The 20,711-nt window shown below is 34.9% G+C and carries 17 protein-coding genes and 1 tRNA gene; 8 read left to right on the top strand and 10 right to left on the bottom strand.

Going from position 1 to position 20,711, the window contains the following annotated elements; all coding sequences use genetic code 11:
• Positions 1-30 precede the first annotated feature (30 nt).
• The 4 genes from L0951_RS07215 to dinB all read right to left on the bottom strand — a co-directional run bounded on the left by L0951_RS07215 (position 31) and on the right by dinB (position 4,848).
• A tRNA-Ile gene (locus tag L0951_RS07215) sits at positions 31-102 on the bottom strand.
• Between the two features lie 208 nt (positions 103-310).
• Entirely contained in the window at positions 311-3,361 is a 3,051-nt protein-coding gene (locus L0951_RS07210; protein ID WP_234110558.1) for a DNA polymerase III subunit alpha, read from the bottom strand.
• Positions 3,362-3,461: 100 nt separating this feature from the next.
• On the bottom strand, positions 3,462-3,740 hold the full coding sequence (locus L0951_RS07205) for a hypothetical protein (protein ID WP_234110557.1): 279 nt from the start codon (positions 3,738-3,740) through the stop codon (positions 3,462-3,464).
• Positions 3,712-4,848 carry a DNA polymerase IV gene (dinB, locus tag L0951_RS07200; protein ID WP_234110694.1) on the bottom strand — a complete coding sequence of 379 codons (1,137 nt, stop codon included), beginning with the start codon at positions 4,846-4,848 and terminating at the stop codon, positions 3,712-3,714. The genes L0951_RS07205 and dinB overlap by 29 nt, the downstream gene beginning before the upstream one ends.
• 270 nt (positions 4,849-5,118) lie before the next feature.
• Between dinB and L0951_RS07195 the strand changes: the two genes are divergently transcribed.
• The 7 genes from L0951_RS07195 (at position 5,119) to L0951_RS07165 (ending at position 11,643) form a co-directional block, all read left to right on the top strand.
• A complete protein-coding gene (locus tag L0951_RS07195) occupies positions 5,119-5,880 on the top strand; it encodes an XRE family transcriptional regulator (RefSeq protein ID WP_234110556.1) in 762 nt (253 codons plus the stop codon).
• Positions 5,881-6,312: 432 nt separating this feature from the next.
• Entirely contained in the window at positions 6,313-6,513 is a 201-nt protein-coding gene (locus L0951_RS07190; protein ID WP_234110555.1) for a hypothetical protein, read from the top strand.
• A 117-nt stretch (positions 6,514-6,630) separates the two neighbouring features.
• Positions 6,631-8,283: an ATP-binding protein gene (locus L0951_RS07185; RefSeq protein ID WP_234110554.1), complete on the top strand. Its 1,653-nt coding sequence runs from the start codon at positions 6,631-6,633 to the stop codon at positions 8,281-8,283.
• A 10-nt stretch (positions 8,284-8,293) separates the two neighbouring features.
• Positions 8,294-8,827 (top strand): hypothetical protein, encoded by a 534-nt coding sequence (locus L0951_RS07180; RefSeq protein WP_234110553.1) that lies wholly within the window; start codon positions 8,294-8,296, stop codon positions 8,825-8,827.
• Positions 8,827-9,354, top strand: coding sequence for a hypothetical protein (locus L0951_RS07175; RefSeq protein WP_234110552.1), 528 nt, complete (start codon positions 8,827-8,829; stop codon positions 9,352-9,354). The genes L0951_RS07180 and L0951_RS07175 overlap by 1 nt, the downstream gene beginning before the upstream one ends.
• A 395-nt stretch (positions 9,355-9,749) precedes the next feature.
• Positions 9,750-10,667 carry a helix-turn-helix transcriptional regulator gene (locus L0951_RS07170; protein WP_234110551.1) on the top strand — a complete coding sequence of 306 codons (918 nt, stop codon included), beginning with the start codon at positions 9,750-9,752 and terminating at the stop codon, positions 10,665-10,667.
• Positions 10,668-10,764: 97 nt separating this feature from the next.
• Complete coding sequence (locus L0951_RS07165; RefSeq protein ID WP_234110550.1) at positions 10,765-11,643, top strand: IS982 family transposase; 879 nt, start codon at positions 10,765-10,767, stop codon at positions 11,641-11,643.
• A gap of 48 nt (positions 11,644-11,691) precedes the next feature.
• Here the strand turns inward: L0951_RS07165 and L0951_RS07160 are convergent, their stop codons facing one another.
• From L0951_RS07160 to L0951_RS07145, 4 genes are all read right to left on the bottom strand, one after another.
• Positions 11,692-12,954: a type II toxin-antitoxin system HipA family toxin gene (locus L0951_RS07160; RefSeq protein ID WP_234110549.1), complete on the bottom strand. Its 1,263-nt coding sequence runs from the start codon at positions 12,952-12,954 to the stop codon at positions 11,692-11,694.
• Positions 12,955-12,956: 2 nt separating this feature from the next.
• Positions 12,957-13,223, bottom strand: a complete 267-nt coding sequence (locus L0951_RS07155) for a helix-turn-helix domain-containing protein (protein WP_234110548.1) — start codon at positions 13,221-13,223, stop codon at positions 12,957-12,959.
• Between the two features lie 1,352 nt (positions 13,224-14,575).
• Complete coding sequence (locus tag L0951_RS07150; protein ID WP_234110547.1) at positions 14,576-16,249, bottom strand: ATP-binding protein; 1,674 nt, start codon at positions 16,247-16,249, stop codon at positions 14,576-14,578.
• Entirely contained in the window at positions 16,249-17,526 is a 1,278-nt protein-coding gene (locus L0951_RS07145) for a DUF4297 family anti-phage-associated protein (RefSeq protein WP_234110546.1), read from the bottom strand. The genes L0951_RS07150 and L0951_RS07145 overlap by 1 nt, the downstream gene beginning before the upstream one ends.
• Positions 17,527-17,755: 229 nt before the next feature.
• On the opposite strand from L0951_RS07145, the gene L0951_RS07140 reads away from it, so the two are divergent.
• Complete coding sequence (locus L0951_RS07140) at positions 17,756-20,059, top strand: restriction endonuclease (protein WP_234110545.1); 2,304 nt, start codon at positions 17,756-17,758, stop codon at positions 20,057-20,059.
• Between the two features lie 31 nt (positions 20,060-20,090).
• Here L0951_RS07140 and L0951_RS07135 read toward each other — a convergent pair whose 3' ends face one another.
• Together L0951_RS07135 and L0951_RS07130 are read right to left on the bottom strand one after the other, a co-directional pair.
• Positions 20,091-20,336 carry a hypothetical protein gene (locus L0951_RS07135; protein WP_234110544.1) on the bottom strand — a complete coding sequence of 82 codons (246 nt, stop codon included), beginning with the start codon at positions 20,334-20,336 and terminating at the stop codon, positions 20,091-20,093.
• Positions 20,337-20,523: 187 nt separating this feature from the next.
• Positions 20,524-20,711, bottom strand: a 188-nt coding sequence (locus L0951_RS07130; RefSeq protein WP_234110543.1) for a hypothetical protein, incomplete at its 5' end; no start/stop codon positions are given.

Here is a 20,711-nt window from a genome sequence, read left to right as displayed (position 1 = left end):
GTTAGTTATAAAAAAAGATTATCTTTGTAGTGGAGGAGACGGGAATTGAACCCGCACCGCGAGGGAATAAGTCACGTGTGCTACCTATTACACCACTCCCCCAATAAAATCGCTTAGGCGATTTTATTTAACCTAACAAATGTATGATATAATATTAAAGGTTATAAAATAAATTTTGGTTTTAACTAAATTTAACACTATATCTGAGATTTATATAAAGAATTAATCCTATATTTACTTTTTGAAAGCAATTCACAATAAGGATTATTCCGTTGTGAAAACATTTAAGGCGGGGCAACTCGCCTTTTTTTCACTCCATCCTCCTCCTGGGCAAACCAATCTCATGCTCCTGCGGATAAGGTTTCCGCCACGTCATGCTCACATCCTCGTTGATCTTACGATGGATCTCAAACTTTTTCTCCCGGTCTTCAGAATAACGCGGATCCGGAATGAATGGTATTTTAGCCATTTTCACAATGGTGAGGGTCGGAAAATGAAAATCAACCTCCACCGTTCCCAAAAGCAAATAACAGCCGCCCCCCTGAAACGGATACTGCTTCAGATTGTCCGGGAAATGAGCCGTGTCGAAATACTCGCCTTCCGCATCAATCCAGGTCCCGAAATACATGGTGCCCTTTTTGGTCGGCACATGCTTTCGCGAAATCAGATACGCCAACATTTTTACCTGCTTTTTATGGTATTTCGTTAAATCTTTCGCCATCACTGATCCCCGGTATGGGGTCTGCAGCAAATCAAACGGACTGCAGCTCACCGGAAATCCCAGAATTTCAATCTCGTCGAAAGCGTCTTCGAAAGGGCTTCTCTTAAGTTGCGGAAGCGCATATTTTTTCGGCGGTTCCTCAAAAAACGAAGGATTCCGGTATTCCGGCTTAAAATGGATCAGCAACATTCTCGCCTCGATCAGCAACTCGTTTTTCTGTTTTCCCGTAAAACGGAATGCACCCACGAAAATCAGCGTCTGCAACATTTCAACCCCAATCGGAACCCGCCTGACAAAATCTTCCAGCGAAGTGAAGTCGCCGTTTTTTTCCCTTTCCTCGGGAATAAACTGCGCAAGACGGCTTTCCAGTTTTTCGAGGTGCATCAAACCCAAAAACACATCATCCTCATAAACGGTGGTTTCAAACAGACTTCGGTTCACACACGGATTATGGATCGTTCCCCCACCCATCCTGCATTCGTGGACATAAACTTCTGTGCGGTAAAATCCGCCACCGTTGTTAATGGCCGAAACCATAAACTCAACCGGATAATACACTTTCAGGTACAGACTCTGGTAACTTTCCACAGCATAACTCGCAGAATGGGCTTTGCAGAAAGAATATCCCGCAAAACTCTCGATCTGCCGGTACACTTCCGCTGAGAGCTTTTCCGGGTGACCCTGCTTCGCACAGGATTCGAAAAAATGATCCTTCACCTCCTGAAGTTTCCGGATGGAACGGCTTTTCCCGCTCATCGCCCTTCGCAAAATATCCCCGTCATCGGCAGAAACACCGCCGTAATGCAGCGCGATCTTTATTACATCTTCCTGATAGACCATGATGCCATAAGTTTCACCGAGTTGCTCCTCAAAGACTTGGTGGAAATACTCGAATTGGTCCGGATGGTTGTGCCGGAAAATATATTCGCGCATCATTCCGCTTTGCGCCACTCCGGGACGGATAATCGACGAAGCCGCCACCAAAGTCCTGTAATTGTCACACTTCAAACGGCGGAGCAAACCCCGCATCGCCGGACTTTCAATGTAGAAACAGCCCAGTGTTTTTCCTTTTGCCAAATACCGGTTGCAGTTTTCTTCGTCCTTAGAAATCGACGTATCCCGGATATCAACGGTGATTCCCCGGTTTTTCTCCACGAGCTTTACCGTGTCGTTGATCGTTCCCAAACCGCGCTGAGAGAGGATGTCGAATTTCTCAAAGCCGATATCTTCCGCCACATTCATATCAAACTGGATGATCGGGAAACCTTTCGGCGGCATTTCCAGAGCGGTGTAATTAGTAAGGGGTTCCTCGGAAATCAGGATTCCGCAGGAGTGCATGCTGCGCTGGTTAGGGAATTTTTCAAGCAACATTCCGTATTTCTGCACGAGTTTCACCACCGAATTATCATCGTGAACTGCCATCGGATTCTTCGCCAGATCGTCCAGTTCCTCTTTCGGAAGACCAAACGCTTTCCCCACTTCCCGGAAAATCGAGCGGTACTTGAATTCCACATTCGTTCCGCAAAACGCCACGTGGTCTTTTCCGTATTGATCGAAGATATAGCGCAAAATATCGTCACGGTTCTGCCAACTCCAGTCGATGTCGAAATCCGGTGGTGATTTTCGGTTTAAGTTTAAAAACCGCTCGAAATAAAGATCGAGCTCCAGCGGACAAATATCCGTGATTCCCAAACAGTAACTCACGATGGAATTAGCGCCGCTTCCCCTTCCCACATGCATGAAACCACGGCTGTTGCTGTATTGCACAATATCCCAGGTAATGAGAAAATAGCCGCAGAAATCCAGTTCATAGATAACCTTCAGTTCTTTTTCCACCCGTTTTCTGGCCGCTTCGTTTTCGTCGGGATACCTTTTCTTTAAGCCTTCATACGCAAGTTGGCGCAGCAGTTCTTCGTCCTCTTCCTTCGTTCCGGTGAAATGCTTTTTGTTTTTCGGGGTAGAAAAATCGAACTCGAAATGGCAACCGGCAATGATTCTCTCGGTATTTTCAATGATTTGCGGATAATTTTTAAACGGCTTTAAAAGTTCAAAAACCGGCTTCATCACCTCAGATTTTTGGCAGACGTCTTTTTCTTCCAGTTTTGAAATCAGCGTGTTGTTATCGATCGCCCGCAAAATCCGGTGCAGATTGTATTCTTTTTTGGTCCTAAAAGTGACGGGCTGAAAAACCACCATTTTATGCAGAAGCAGTTTCCATTTTTTTTGGATTAAGACCGTCGTTTCTTCCGGCCGGATTCCGAGGAATTCGTTTTCTGCCAAAACTTCCGGAGCATTACCCAAAGGATAAATCACGAAAACATTTTCAAAATCCGGATGCTGTTTCGGAAGCGGAATATCCTCGCAGTTAAACCTCGTAAGCAAACGGTTGATTTCCGCAATTCCCTCAGGATTTTTGGCCAAAGCAATATAGTACGGCTCATTTTCCACCCGGATGTCCACGCCGACCACCGGTTTTATTTGATGGATTTTGCAGAGCTTGTAGAAATCGTAAATTCCGGTAACCGTGTTGATGTCGGTCAAAGCCAAAACATTCAGCCCTAAATCCGCAGCTTGCAGCACCAAATCATCAATGGAGATGGTTCCGTAGCGGAGACTGTGAAAAGAGTGTGAGAAGTTCATTTTGTGTATTTTAAAGGGTGCAATGGATACAGGTGGCTGCAAAAGTTTTAATTGTTTAAAGTTGTTTTTTATGGTTTAAGGCTGTTTAACGGTTTAAAGTTTAGGTTTTCACCACCCCGTCTTCTACCGGCATCGAAACCGGCCCTCCAATCCCGCCTGCCGACAGACAGCAGAGGAAAGTCCCTTCTGTTGAAAATGCACAGCGAAGCGATTTACTGAGAGAAACTGACATTTCAGCGGTTAAACCATTTAAAATCAATCTATTGAACAGGTCGCGACCGGTCCCTACAAACCACTCCAACACTCCCACTCCCCCCTCCGCTCCACCACTCCTCCGATAGCTGCCGGAATCAAAACCCACTCGCTCTTCCCACCGCATTTTTCCCAAACCGCACCTTCATCCTGTCCATCGCCTGGTAAAGATTGATGAGTTCCTCGGTGTCCTCGAAAAGGTTCATCTGGTGGTTTCCGTGGACGAGGCCCGAAAAACGGATCCCGATGAGCCGAAGCCGCATTCTTCGGGTATAGAGCTTTTTGAAAAGTTCCAGAACGTATCGTGAAATCGTGTGATCTACCGCAGTGTAGGGAATTTTCACCTGTTTGGTTTCGGTATCGAAATTCGCATAGCGGATTTTCACCGTCACCACAGAAGTCAGCCACTGCTCCTTCCGAAGCTGAAAGCAGAGTTCCTCCACCATTTTAGATAAAATACTTTTCATGTGGCCCACATCGATGCTGTCCTGCGAAAACGTGGTCTCGGTGGAGATCGATTTTCTTTCAGAATATTGCACCACGGGAGTTTCATCAATCCCATTGGCTTTTTTCCAGAGTTCGGTTCCGCTTTTCCCGATGAGCTGCTGCAGAAGATCCACCGGCATTTCAGATAAAGTCTGGATTTTGCGGATTCCAATTCTGGAAAGCAGCTGAAAGGTCACATTTCCCACCATCGGAATTTTCCTTATCGAAAGCGGATTGAGAAACGGTTTCACCAAATTTTCGCGGATTTCAAGTCTTCCCACAGGTTTGGACTCGCCGGTTCCGATTTTGGAAACAGTCTTGTTGGTGGACAATGCGAAGGAAATCGGCAGTCCCGTATTCTTCGTCACCGATTCGGCAATTTCCGTCGCCCACTGATAACACCCGAAAAACCGGTCCATTCCGGAAAGGTCCAGGTAGAATTCATCCACACTCGCTTTCTCCACAACCGGAACTTTTTCACTGATGATTTCGGTAACTTCCTGAGACATTTTGGAATACAGCTCCATATCGCCGCGGATCACTTTAGCATCGGGACAAAGCCTTAATGCCATCTTCATCGGCATTGCGGAACGCACCCCGAAAAACCGCGCCTCATAAGAACACGATGCCACCACACCGCGGTCCCCACCACCAATAATGATGGGTTTCCCGATGAGCTCAGAATGTTTCACCCTTTCGCAGGAAACGAAAAAGGTGTCCAGATCCATATGTGCGATGGCGCGTTTCATGAGGGGTTTATAGGGACCGGTCGCAACTGGTCCAACAGAATGATTTAATCGCTGCAGGGTTAATTTCTTCGGGTGCATCGCTTCGCTGTCCATTTTCTTTTAAAAGTGAATGGTGAATGACCAATTCTGTGATTCTTCATCAATCAGCATTGAAATTTCGTTGTCATTCCGAGAAACGGGGAATCCCGACGAAGTCGCTCTATTTTCTTGCTGCAAAGCTATTGCAGATTTGTAACAATTTACCTAAATTTGTTGTCCCAATTTATAACAATGTCAGTTTTTTCAGATAACATCAGGGTTTTAAGAACCAGAAGAAATTTATCCCAACAAAAGCTTGCGGACGACTTAATTATTACCAGAAGCCGGTACGTGAAATACGAAGACGGAACCTCGGAACCACCCATTGAGTTGCTCATGCGGATTTCAAAATATTTTAACCTCAGCATCGATCTGTTGGTGAGCGTGGATATCAGAAAATACCCCGTTGACGATATGCTCCAAATTGCTGAAAACAGAATCCTGCTTCCGGTGGTGGTGGATTCCAAAGGCGAAAACAAAATTGAAATCATCCCCGAAAAAGCATCAATGGGCTATTTGAACGGCTACAATGACCCCGAATATATAGAAAGCCTGCAGACGGTTTCGCTGCCATTTTTGCGCAACGGAAAGTTTCGCGCATTTCCGGCAGGTGGCGATTCCATGCCGCCTTACAAAGACGGAACCTTCATCGTGGGCGAATATGTGGAAAATATTGCCGATCTGAAAACCGATAAAACCTATATCTTCATCACCATCAATGATGGAATTGTTTACAAGAGGTTTCAGTTTCACGAGGGAAATTTCATCTGCGTCAAATCCGACAACAGCTTCTATGAACCCCTGAAAATTCCTTTAACCGAAATCAGGGAAATATGGGAGTTTGCCTGCAGCATCAGCACCAAAGAATATGAGCCCGACGAGTTTGAACAGAAAAACCTTCGGGAACTGTTTTTGGAATTGAAGAGCGAGATTGCGGGTTTGAAGAAAAAATAGCCGAAAACATGGTCAAGCAATGCCATGGTGGAGGAATGGCGCGCCGAAGCCGGAGGTTTTGGGGAATGGACTTCTTAGCGCTCCACTTAAACAATTGCCAAATTCTTAAACAACCAAAGATATTTTTACCAATTCCTCACCCGTAGATGCTTCATAGCCCATTCATGGATACCTCATATCAAACCCATATATAATTCATGGCAAGAAGCATTGTGAAAAAATCAACAAAACACGAAGTTTCATCCGAAAGTCATAATCGAAAGACCTCTGGAAAAATCCCGGGAAATCTGATCTCCGGAACCGGAATAAAACTCCCCCCTACATAGAGGGATCATCGTTGTTCAAAATCATCAGAATCCATCACTTAACAACAATTCCAGATGATTAACTGTGGTAAAGTTACGCCTATTTTTTTGAAATGCAACTAAAAAAATGGGTGAAAAACCCAAGAAATTTCGCACAAATATGGGAATACCAAATCCAAAATGCTCTTTGGCGCGAGGTAATTATTTCTTCCCTGATGAAGTAGTGAATGGTGGGTATTGCTTTCTTAAAACCTTTGCCACCACTATAGCTCCCCCCAAAAACCGGACAGGAAGTTTAGTTGAAAAAATACAACTTTCAGCCAACTAACTAAGACTGGAAGAATTTCTCGGCTTGCGAAAGAAATCTTAAATAAAAAACTCCCAGGCAAACGGACCTATTTCGGCTATTTGAAAACTCATCTTTGTACCATAAAATTTCAACATTATGGAAACAAAAGTAAATTTCAATGTTTTGGATTGTATCGAAAGAATCTACAAACACTCTGAAGATTCGCATTTGCGTGACCCACTTTTCGAGTTACTGAAAACAGATCTGGAAAATCTTTCAAATTATTTGGGACTGACCGAATTGCAAAGTTTGATATTTGCCAATTGTTTTATTTTGGGTTACGACGATGCTCAAGTTATTCGGGTGTTCAGACATTTTGGAATGGCGGAATATTCGATTATTCGCTACAGGAAAGATGTCAATGTGTTGTTCGAAAGAAAACTCTTGAAAAAGGAGCGACGTTTCGATGAAAATCGGATGGATTTTAAGATTGAAAATTCCGTGATCAGTGCGATTTCCGGGAATATCAAAATTGCTGAAGAAAAAAAAGATTCAGTTTTATTAACCGATATCCTGGAGGAATTTGACGCGCTCAGTGATCGCTTCGATGACGACAAGATTGCCAAACACGAATTTATACATCGCACCGGCGAGTTGCTGAATGATAACGAAAATTTGCCCATGGTTAAGCAAATCAAGAATTGGAAACTGAATGATTTTGAGACTTATTTTTTTCTTGACACCTTGTGGGATGCCATTCGCAGAGGAGATAATAACTTCAACACATCTGTTCACAGAACCGTGGAAGATTTTGACAAACGCAGGTCAGAATCAATTCGACTGTTTAAATTTCTACTGGATGGACACACGAAATTAACAACTTTAAATCTGGTTGAGTTCTCCAAAGAAAAATTCAGAAATCAAACCGAAGCAAAGCTGTCCAAACACGTGATAGAATTTCTGAAAGAGCATGAAAAAGTGGAACTTGAATATTTTGATGATGAAAACAACAGACTTCTCCTGCAAAAGAATATTCAGAAAAAAGACCTTTTTTATAATGACAGCGAAATTCCGCAAATTCAAATTATTAAGAATGCTGTGGAAGAAAATAAATTCAAAGAACTTCAGTCCGTACTAAAAGAAAAAGCAATGCCATTGGGAATTACAGTACTTCTCCACGGAGATCCGGGAACTGGAAAAACCGAAAGCGTTTATCAAATTGCAAAAGAAAGTGGAAGAAATATTTTCAAAGTCGATATTTCAGAGACGAAAAGCATGTGGTTTGGCGAAAGTCAGAAGTTGGTAAAAAGAATTTTCACCAATTACGAGGAATTTAAAAAAACCGAAAAGAAGTGTCCGATTCTCTTATTCAACGAAGCGGATGCGGTGATTGGAAAAAGAAAATCTGCAGGAAGCTCAAGAGTTGCTGACACTGAAAATGCAATTCAGAATATTTTACTTGAAGAATTGGAGATGTTTGACGGAATCCTTTTCGCCACAACAAATTTGGTTGAAAACATGGATTCTGCTTTCGAAAGAAGATTCCTGTTTAAAGTGAGACTGGAAAAACCAAACATGGACAATTCCGCAAAAATTTGGAAAAGTAAGCTGCCGTTTTTATCTAAAAATGAATGTTTGAAGCTTGCCGAAAGTTTTGAGTTTACAGGCGGAGAAATGGAAAATATTGCGAGAAAATCTTTGATGAATGAGATCATAAATGGTGAGAAACCGACTTTTGATTCAGTAGATGGAATGTGCCGAAGTGAGAAATGGACGGAAAAAACTGAAGCAAAGAAAATTGGGTTTTAAAATAATTGATATGACAACTAATCTTGAACAGCTGTTTGACCTAATTACAAGAATTGAACTCAAAATTTTGAGAAAAGACAGGGAATTTTTCTTTGCGATTGAAGATTATGAGGAATATTGGGATAGCCGAATTGATTCATTAAATAAACTTGAAAACATCTTGGATGAAGAGCTTCAATGGTTATCGAAATATTTTTCAATTTCAAAGAGGGCGGGATTCGTTCTTTATTCGCTTCTGAGAATCTATTTGCAAAGTGGTGTAATCAAATCAAATTACATCAGTATTTCAGATATTAAAAAAAATATTTTTGTCGATATTTATGATGCCACGGTTCTGGATTTGCGGGAAGCAATTTTCGAGCTGGAAGAAAAGAACATCATCGTAATTACTGAAGTTGAGCATTATTTAGTTCCGGTGATTAATGCATCAGATACTTTTGAGCACAAATATTATTTGGTAAAAGTGAAACCCTCTTTCGTTCCTTTTGCAAATAAGAAGTTTGAATTCACTGAGTCATTTATTCATAAACTAAATCACTTTTGATGATGACCGAAAACTACCGACAATTTTATGAAATGCTGCTGAAAGCAGATCAAAAACTGAAGGAATTTGGAAGATTCAAACTTCAGCCTGGAACGGAGGAAATTACAATGAAAATAGAGAAAAACGGTAAGACAGAATTGAAAAAGCATCTTTCAACTGAGATAAGATACCTTTCGAAATTATTGGGAATTTCCGAGGATTCCGCGCTTGTCTCATACGGAGTCTTAATGGAATACTATGAGTACAGTGATATTAACACCTATTTTATATCTCCTGAAAGAGTTTTGGCAAATCTATATTTGGATGATTTTGATTTATTGCAAATGACTGAAGAAATTAGGTCACTCGAACAAAGAAATATTCTGAAAATCTTTCCACGGCATTTTGGCTTCATAGAATCGATTAAGAAATTGGATCTTCGTGCAATGCAATATTTTGATTTAGAAGAACATTGCGCACAAATTTTCTTAAATAATTTTCGATTTGAATTGACTGAAGAATTCATAGAAAAAATCAGAAACTTGTAAAAATTAAAATGAGTAAGGTAAAACGACTTCTATTGTCCGTTGGGGTTAATTTCTCCGTCGTCAATTCTTTCCAAAAATACCAATGGTCAGGGAAAAAAGGCGTCTGTGAAAATTTAGTAAACTCTTTTCTTAATGACCAGTATTTGACTATTTTTAAAATGAATTTTTTAGAAATATTTAAAAAATGAATTTTGTACAAAAACATCCGAAGCAAATTTATAGATGATATCCAGAAAAGAACGTGATCAAAATAGGCTTGATCAATTGAATTGTGGGAATCCATCCATCATCAAAACAAAGAATAAAAATATTCTGTAGATTTTTATATTTCTTACATTTAATAGACTTTAATTGTCTGTTTACTTCCATATATTTGTACAATAAGATTCCGGGAAATGGCAAAAAGAGACCAGATGCTGCGTTTGATTCATATTTCAAATCTGCTTCAAACAAGAGGAAATGAAGGTGCAACTTATCATGAAATCCTTAGATATTTAGAAGAAAAACATCATATTGATGGTTATGACACTGACTTGGCTTTCAGCGAAAAAACCTTCAAGCGGGATCGGAATTTGCTTTTTGATCTTTTCGGAATTGAAACCAAATTTAAACGTTCAACCATGACTTACCAAATTGCAGATGATGAAAATCTGGAGCAATCCAAAGGCATTTTCGACAATTTATTGCTGGTTAATGCCTATAAAAAAACCGCGGATCAATCCAAAATCATGTTTTTTGAAAAACGTCAGGCATCGGGTTTGCATAATTTGGAAGGAATTATTCATGCCATAAAACATTCCAAGCTCATCAGTTTTAAGTACACCAAATATGATGAGGGAATTTCACAAAAAAGAATTGTGGAGCCTTATGCATTAAAGGAATTCCGAAATCGTTGGTATTTGTTAGCAAATGAAAGTAATCAAGAAGGTTTCTTCATCAAAACCTATGGTTTAGACCGTTTGACCGATCTGGAGATCCATAAGAAATCTTTCAAAAAAACAGAAGTTGATATAGAAAAGATGTTTGTCAATTCATTTGGAATTATTACTTCGGGAGAAAAACCAAAAAAAATGGTTCTTTCTTTTGATGCATGGCAAGGACAATTCGTCAAATCCCTACCTATACATCATTCACAAAAAACACTGGTTGACAACAAAAAAGAATATCGGATTGAAATTACTTTGATTCCTACCTACGATTTCTATCAGGAACTTTTTACTCATGCGGAAAGATTGCGTATTTTGGAACCGAAAAGTGTGAGAGAACAATATTTAAAATTTCTTTCTGCTGCCCAGGAGATGAACAAAGATTAGTCAGAACCTGTTGTGCATTTAGGAATTAAGAAAGAAAAAAGATTGTCCATTTGATTAAAAAATCGTATATTTAATTGATTACCAATTCATTAAATACATGAACAATCTCATTCAAAACTACAAAATTATTTTAAAAGAATTGGCAAAAACCTGTAAACATATTAGCACAAATAAACAAATCAGGCGTCCGAAAATTTCCGACCTGGAACTTGTTGCACTCAATATTACAGCAGAATACATGTCGATTAATTCTGAACACCAGCTATTTAGGTGCATTTCAGGAACTGATTTGGACGGAAAAATTGAAAGAAGTGTCTACAACAAAAGAAGGAGGAAACTTTTTCCGTACATTGAAAAAATCAGAGAAACTTTGAGCAGCAAGTTTTCGGATTTCACCGATGTCTTCATTGTGGATTCCACGCCTATTGAAATCTGTAAAATGAGTCGGGCAAATCGTTCCGCAATCTGTTCGACAGATGAAATAAAACCTGCGTTTGGATATTGCGCGGCAAAGAAGGCACGGTATTTCGGCTTCAAGCTTCACGCCGTTTGTGACAAAAATGGAATCTTTCACTCCTTTGATTTTTCGCCCGCAAATGTTCACGATGTGAACTACCTTCACGACATAAAAGAAAATTTTCAAAACTGTTTGCTAATCGGAGACAGAGGATATATTAGCAAAGAGCTCCAAGTGGATTTATTCAACTATTCCAAGATTAATCTATCAGTCCCGATGCGTAAAAATCAGCATAACTTTGTCGGGTTTTCAAGAACGAAATCAAAAATCAGAAAGAGGATTGAAACGAATATCTCGCAACTATGCGGACAGTTCACAATAAACATCAACTTTGCAAAGACTTTTCAGGGTTTGGCGACAAGAATAGTATCGAAAATAACTTCCTTTACGATGATTCAATATTTGAATTTTTTCGTATTCAAGAGAAGTTTGAACAAGTTAAAAGTTAATTTGTGCTAAATGCACAACATGTTAACTGAGTATTTTTTTTACTGAAAATTGAAAATTTTATACTCTTATAAATGCAGATTGAATCTTATCTACGACTTTAGTTGGTATATTTTGCACTTGACACAATGGCAGAAACAATTCAGTAGCCGATAGTACACTTTCAATAACAGAATTAGGATTCTTTATGGTGAATTGATCTGCTATTTTCAAAATATCATCACGGTTAATATCCGTTCTTTTTCCATTAATAGACATAGCCCTGGAGACTCTGGTGTAATTTTTTAAAGCATCTAACGGATACGTTAAATCATAAGCGGGTGCCAAATTCCAACGGTCTTTTTCTTTATTATAGATAAAAGAAAAATTCTTCAAATGATCATCAACATTAAAAAACACAATATTGAAAACCATTCTTTTAAACAACTGCTCGATATCTTTATGAGGCAACTTCAGGTCAACGGATAACTTAAATAGATTTTCATAGGAAGAATGTTCAGGCTTTTTGAAATCCCAGCCTGTCATTCCTGATGTCGTTAATATATGCTGCTTCTCCCCTTTTTGGCGATCGAATCGCACCGTAGCAAAATGTTTATCATCAATTAATTTTGATGGCATCATTACAATTCCCAGAGAGTGGGCAATTTCAAAATACACATATTCTACTTTTTCCTTGGAATATCCTTCTTCTGCATCCACTGATAGTTTTATCAAATAATGATTATATTTATCTGAATACTCCAAATCACCTGCTTTTAAAACTCCAGTTTCTTTATGTTCCGAAACCAAGATTTTAGGTCTAGCTCCACCCGCAGAAGTACCTATCTTAAAAATATTGAGTAAAGAAATATCGCTTAATCCTTTTTCTTCCACCGATGTTTTAACATCCAAAACTTTTTTTACTACATCAGTTATTTCTTCAACATCAATAGTTGTATTAGAACTAATATCTTTAGCTGGAGCAAATTCTAATGCACCCATTCCTCTTTTTCCTACATAGGTAAGCTGTTCCAAAGGTAAAATATTGACGAAATCCTTTTGGGACGCTTCCATCCATTCTTTAAATACAATGTTTCCAAAGTAATCGGGCAAAGAATCGGCGATCATCGGAGGTAAACCTCTAAAAGTTTCTCCTTCAAATTCCGAAAAAACCTGCACATTTGGGCTTCTACGAATCACATAAGGAAACAACCTTTTATACGAACCTAATTCCAAAAATTCAGGATTGTATTGAAATGAAGATTTTCTTTGATCTTCATCATAGCCGATTTTACCAATTTCCAATCCATTAAAGTTCACCGAAATAATTTGATTCTTAGCCATTATTAATACATAGAAGGGTTATCGGTAAATTCTTTGGTTTTTGTAACTACAAATTGATTCAATGATTTCATTTCATCAAAATATTGTAAAACCTTTAATAAAGTTTCCAAAGTGGGATTTTCTCCGTTTTCTAACTTAGCAACGGTAAATCTCGATAGATCAAGCTCCTCTGCTAGTTCCTGTTTGGTAAGATTTTGTGCTTTACGCATCTGTCGGCACCATTGTCCTATATTGGTTTTTACCTCTTTTATGGTAAGAAAATCAAGCATAAAATGTAGATTATAATGAACAAATATAGCAAAATTTAACCATAATGATTATTTTAATAAACAAAATATTTTAATGTGCAATAAAGCCGACGAATGAACATTGCAAAAAATATGACAGTATAAAATGGCGGCAGTACCATAGATTAGAACGGATAATTTGCCATAACGGAAACAATTAACTTGAATGCAGGACTTGGTCTTCCATCAACTAAACTATCAAGCCCTAAATTTTCTACTTTAAGGTTTGTTTGATAGTGATTTAAAGCCTCAATAGTCCTAGAATATCCACTAAATTTCTCCCAAGTCTATCTATAGATAGATATAGTTTTTAAATTTGGGAATATTGAAACAGAGCAAATTTACAGAGGTTCAGTTCGTGAAGATACAAATCTTCTCAATCCTAATGTTACTGCTGATCTGATACTTTTCGATTTTCTGTATCTTAATAATCTCTCCCAGTATTTAGCGGTATTTGCGTGTATCTACGATTATTTACCGTTTAAATTTCTCTTAGAGTATCCTAAAATTCGTTTTTTTAGAAATTAAAAACAACGGAGTATCACATTTAGTGGTATAAAATATGTCAACAAATGTCAGAAAATGTCACTTAACACTTTCTGATTTTCCATTATTAATACGGCTTGTATAGTTGTTTTATGGTACTTAGAAATCAGCAATTACTTCCCGATACACTTTATCCAGAACCCTTTGTTTATCTATGGTCTCAATTTCAAATACCTACATCGAACCTACAAACAATAAATTTTATGAAAATGTTATTAATTTTTCGTACCGGATTTTTTGTTTGACTTCAACAAAACTACTCTAACTTTTTAGAAAAATAATTTATTAAAAATCATTTATTTTTTTGTCTTGTGATGATAAATTCAAAAATTTATTTTAATCTAATGTGTAATTCTAATTTTTTGATTATTTTCCCCGTCAATTTCCTTATCTTTTCCATTCCCAATACCATTTATCCAAAATTAATTTTTCCCATTAAATTTCGAATCTATATTATTTAATTCCCCTTAACTAATATTTTGATTTTGTTATTTGTTTCTATATAATTAGATTTTCTATTATCCCATTATCAATATATTTTGGTTATATATTAGTAAATATGATAGATTATTTATCTTCTTATTATACTACTTTATATCTATATTACTAAGGACAAATAAATAATCAACTTTTACTCTATATTATAAAGGTCAAAGGTTGAGGTTTTTTGTAGTTAAAATTTATGAGCTTTTATTTATAAGAGTTTTGTTGGAAAGCTCAATGAATACTCAATGGGAGGTTAAAAAAAATAAGTTTTCAATTAATTTTCTTTAAGGGTAAGACTTCAATTATTTATACCACTCTTCTCTGATTTTTCCAATATCCATATTTTTCCATTCTTGCTTCCATAGCTCCCAATATGGTATATCATTCGAAGACGGTTCATTTTTACATCTATCAATCTGCACTATTGATGGCAAAATTACAGACTCTCCAATGAGAAGAGCCTCGCCTTGTTTCAATGATGGCATTTTTTCTATTAATGAACCAAGAGTGTCCGGTAATAATTTTTTTACATATCCTTGATCTATTGGATTTGTCAATCTCATTGCAATAAAATTGTTACATTGTGAAAATATGGTTTCGGATATTTCCGAAGGTCTTTGACTTGCTAAAAGCAATGTAACACCATACTTTCTTCCTTCTTTTGCAATACGCTCAATAGATTTCTTTGAAGACCTGTATTTTACCAAATCACTATTTGGGACATATTTATGGGCTTCTTCATAAACTAAAAGAACTGGAATATCATTATTGATTTTTTCATCAGGTTTAATAATATTTCTCATTCTTTTATAGATATAGCCATATTCAAAAATAATTCTTGAAATTAAAGACACTGTAATACTTAAAACTTCAAATGGAACTCCACTTAAATCAATTATTGTTACATTGGAATTATTTTCATCCTCATATCCCATCAATTGTTTAATAGTTTCCCCAAATGTTATTTTTTTCGATGCTTCTCCTAATAGAAAACCTAAGCGTTTATCGTTAATTTTATTTTCAAGTCTATTTACATAATTTGTCAATTTACCATATAAGCTTCCTTGTGTTGTTTTTTCTTGACCTTTTTTTGCCCCAGTAGAATATTCTTCGCCTGTTCCAATTACTTCAGAATTTTTTTCTTTTGCATATTTCAAAATTTCCTCAATATCGAAAAAAGTAGGATAATCGTAATGTATTTTACTTTTTTCCTCATCATTGCCTTTAAAATGTTTTATTCTATTTTCGATAATTGATTCTTTAAAAATATATCTTTGATTATGGTCATTGGCTTCTGTATCAATAAAAAACTCTTCAAGTTCCTCACTATTTAACATCCAATAAGGTAGAATTAGGTTTTTTACATCGATAAAATTAGCATCAGGAAATGCAGATTTATATTCAGAGTGAATATCAAAAATTATAATATGAGAATTATTAAGATTGAAATTATCATCCTTTCCATTTACAGCAGTTTGAATAATCGTTGAAAGCGTATGTGATTTTCCAGAACCTGTAGAGCCAACAATTGCAATATGTTTATTAAAAAACTTGTTTCCATTTACTGGAATCCGAATATTAGGGTTTGAAGATAGTGTGCAAAATGAAAATTGTTCTTTTTCTTCTACGGATTCAATATATATTTTCTTTATTTCCTCTTCCGTAGCTGGTTGAACTTCTTTTGGGGGTATTGTTAAATCATCTCCTCCTCTCGTAAATTTTCCATTTTTTATGATACCTAAAGGACTAGCTTCTATCAGATGGGTTCTAGTAGCAACTCCATCTTTTTCAGATACATCTATAGAAAAATTTTCAATAATTGCCATTAAAACAGCATTGTCATTGCCATATACTTTAAGGTATGAGCCCACTTTTAAGGATTCGCCAGCAATTTTAAAATCTTCTAGTTTATCTACTTTAATCTTAACTTTATTGGGAAATACAGCAATGACTTCCGCATTAATTTTATCTGACATTACAATATATTTTTTAAATCGTTAATTTCTTCTATTTGAATTTTTATATGTTTAACAGAATCGTTATTACAATCAAAATATGGAGCATCTAAATAAAACTGATAAATTTCTTTGGTTTTATTAGCTAGTTCGTTAATAACCATATCAATGTAATTTATATCATTTATTATTTTTATTTTATATTGATTATGATATGTAGCTTTTTCAATAATACTTCTCGGATTAAATGAAGACCCCGAAAAATTAAATCCGTCTACAAACTTAAAATTCTCGTTAGATAGTTCTTTCTTAATTTCGATTAATTCATCTTCTGCTATTCCACGGATAAACAAATAAGGACAAAAGGTATCAGGATTTTTTTTAGATTTAACATCTGACCATTTTTTTGAAATGAATAAAACAATATCTTTAAGTTCGTTTCTAACATAATTATTGGGATCAATCTCAATTAAAAAGAATCTTTCAAAAGGAGATATATTATATTGAGTAAAATACTTGCTTCTCAAATCTTTGAAAAAAATCTTTTTTCCTTTAATTTGAATAAACCATTTGTGAAAGAAAAATTGTTTAGAGTTTATTTGTGAAATAAATTCTTTTTTAGATATTTTACGATTTAAAATATCTTCCTGCCTTGCTAATGTGCTAATTACCTTTAAGGCATTGTTGTAATAAAAATGTTTTGCTTCAAAATCATCACAATTAGAAATTTGACTTTTTATTGCTTTATATATATCGTTCAGCATTTCTTCATAATCCTTTGCATTAATGTCAATTTCTAACAATGTTAAAAAATCAATTAATTGTATATCATCTATACATAAATCTTCATAGTGCTTATATTCAATTTTTTCTTTTGTATATGTAAGCAGGTTTGATTTTAAAAAATCTAAAGTAATTGGTGTTAAAAACTTTTCGTGCCCATTTTTAAAATGAGCAAAATACAAATAGTTTATTCTTTTTTGATTTCCATCTAAAACATCTCTAAAATGGTTCAACATCAACCTTATTGGTTTTGCTATTACAGAATGATTATATTCTGTCTGTGAATGATATTTACATTGAATAGCAATGCTTTCATCGACCGAATCCAAATCAATATCTTCAACCCCTTCAACAGTTATAAAATCATCACCGGCTTTTAGCTTTAATATTTCTAAAATAGTCAAATTAAATTGATATAAATATCCTTTTATCGCATCTACTGCACTTCTATTTGTCACTTTTATTGAAAATTTAGGTTGGTAATTTACATATTTTCTGGAAAAATGTAAAATCATTTTCATCAGCTTAATAAGCTAAATTTATATAAGATATAGTATGTTTTTCCAAAGATTAATAAATTTTTCAGATTAGATTTCTTATCCTACTTAAATAAACCTGTCGATGTGGGGTTTTAATAATAAATTATTTAAGCATTCTACTTTTATTTAAAAACATAGGGAACAGGCGTAAAGTTTTTCTTGTATCCTTATATTTGTTAATTAGAATTTCTTATAAATTATATTTATGCCCGATTACAATTTCCTTAATCTTTCTTCCGCTGAGTTTGAAGAAATTAGCAGAGATATTTTACAAAAACATCTTAATATTTATTTTGAATCCTTTACAAATGGAAGAGATTTAGGAATTGATTTCAGACATAGTACAAATAAAAACGAAAATATTATAGTTCAATGTAAAAGATATAGCACGTTTGAGAGTCTATTCAAAGCTTTAGTTAAAGAAAAGGAAAAAGTTGAAAAATTAAATCCATCAAGGTATATCTTGACTACTTCTGTAGGGCTTACTCCGTCTCAAAAACAAAAAATTTTAGATCTAATAGAGCCTTATATCAAAAATTCAGAAGATATTTATTCTAAAGATGATATGAATAATCTTTTAGGACTATATCCTGACATTGAGAAACAATATTTTAAACTCTGGCTTTCAAGCATTAACATTCTCGAAAGGATATTAAATAGCAAAATTTATAATCAAACTAATTTTGAAGAAGAAAAAATAAAAGATACTGTACAGCTTTATGTGGAAAATGATAGTTATTATGATGCTATTAAAGTTCTGAAAAATAAAAAATATGTAATCATTTCAGGAATTCCGGGAATTGGAAAAACAACATTAGCAAGAATTCTCGTCTATCACTTTCTTGCAAATGGCTTTGAAGAATTTATTTTCTTATCTGATTCAATAGACGAAGGATACAGTATTTATAAAGAAAACACAAAACAAATTTTCTTATTTGATGATTTTTTAGGCAGAAATTTTCTTGATAAAAATCTTTCAAATAATGAGGAGCAGAAGATAATTAGGTTTATTGAAAATGTCAATAAATCAGAGAATAAAATATTAATTCTTACAACCAGAGAATATGTATTGGCTCAAGCAAAGCTGAAATATGATATTTTTAATAACCCTTCTTTAGAGTTTGCTAAATGTGTAATTGACCTTTCTCAATACACGAAATTAGTACGGGCAAAAATTTTATATAATCATCTTTTCTTTGCAAATATTAATGAAAATTATATTAATCGCATTCTTAAAAATAAAGCCTACCTAAAAATAATCAATCATAAAAACTATAATCCCCGAATTATAGAAACTTTTACTCAATATGATATTTGGTCTAACATCCCCTTAAGTGATTTTACATCTAAAATAATTGAATTTTTAGATTATCCTGAAAGCATATGGAAGCACGTATATGAGAATCAAATATCTTCATTGTCTCAATGTATACTCGCAAATTTAATGTCGGCAGGAACTCCAATCCTTATTGAAGATTTACAAAAATTAATTCAAAATTTCGCGAAAAATTACAGCTCTAAATATAACATTACATATAGTAGTCTTGATTTTAAAAAATCCTTACGTGAATTAGAAAATACATTTATTATATCCAAAAAAGATTCTGTTAATAACATTGCTATTGAATATCAAAATCCTTCGGTTCAGGATTTTCTTGTCAATTATTTAAAAGAACATAGTGACTTTGTTAATGATATAATTTCTTCTGCAATATATTTCAACCAATTGTTTCAAATTTTCGCTTTTTACGAAATCAAAAACTCAAAGGGAGATGTATTAAATAAAAATAAAATTTTTCTGGATGAAGCACAAAAAAGCCTAATTGTAAATAAACTCCAATCTGACTTCGATTATTTGAATTCATCTACATTAACACTTTACAATTCTTATAGCATATATAGTTCAAGATGGGTAAAAAAGTACTTTTCTGACTATTCTAAATTGAAAGCTATTAATTCTTCTGTTTATATAGATGACCTCACTGATTTAAGGAAATTTATCCTAAAAAGATTTCAAGAAATCATTATCCCCTCTGACTTAGAAAATGATGATTTTAGTAATTATCTGGATTTATTTGAAGATTATCAAAATGAATTAATTTATGATACTAAAGAAGTTCTGAGTGTCTTTTTTAGTAAAATTAATTTTCTTGAAGAACTAAACGATTTTGAAAGATTTGAATACCTCTGTAATAAAGATTATGAAGAATTTACTCAAAATGATATTTTTTACGAAAATATTGAACATATAATGAGCCAAGAATCATCAAATGCTGATGATTCTAATTTAGGAGATGTATTGTATGATATAAAAAAGTTTGGAGAAAAATTCGATGTCGATTATTATGATCTACAAATAGATATTGAAAATAGAATAAAAAAATATGAAGCAGAAAACGAGGGCAATGATGATGATTATAAATGGAATAGAGAATCATCAGAAAATCCACACATAGGGAATGATGACGACTTAACGATAGACAATATGTTTGATAGTTTATTTCATTAATTTTTACATACCCGTATTCAAATAAATTATATTAACATCCAAATCCTCCATAAAAATTAGATGAATATTCTTCTCCTGTATTTTTATCTTTAATCACTATTTCGCCTGTTATAGAACTCGATTCATAACCAGTTTCTTTTTCATTTAAAATAGTAATTTGGCAAGAAAATTTACCATTTTCCAAATTGTAACTATTCTCTGATTTTGTTTTTAAAAACAACTCTTCATTTTTCCCATTAATTTTTAAATCTATTACATCTTCGTCTGAACCAAACAAAGAACCTAAAGCTAAAAATTTTCTCTTTTTATAGTCTTTTTCACTTTTGGAAAAAGCAAAGCTACAACCATCATACTTTTTCCAAATAGGAGAATTTACCTCGATTACCTGAATGTTCAGTGAAGTAGAATTTACCTCTTTAAATTTGTTTTTCTGTTTCGTTTCAGCTTTATTATTTAGTCGCTCCTTAACAAGCCCTCATTTTCAGTTTTTCTTTAAATCTATACCAATTTAAAACAAGGGTGAATAGGTTTGAAAAATAGAAAAAGATTTTCTCTTTCAGAATCTCCATCATTTTCTTCATATTCCAAGCCGTTGCTGAGAGTAAGGCGTTGATTTGTGGGCCGGTTTCTCCCAAGAAGTAGTTTTGAGCCA

The sequence above is a fragment of the Chryseobacterium sp. R2A-55 genome (assembly GCF_021401085.1).
Taxonomy (GTDB): Bacteria; Bacteroidota; Bacteroidia; order Flavobacteriales; family Weeksellaceae; genus Kaistella.
This window is presented reverse-complemented; position numbering and strand designations above follow the sequence as displayed.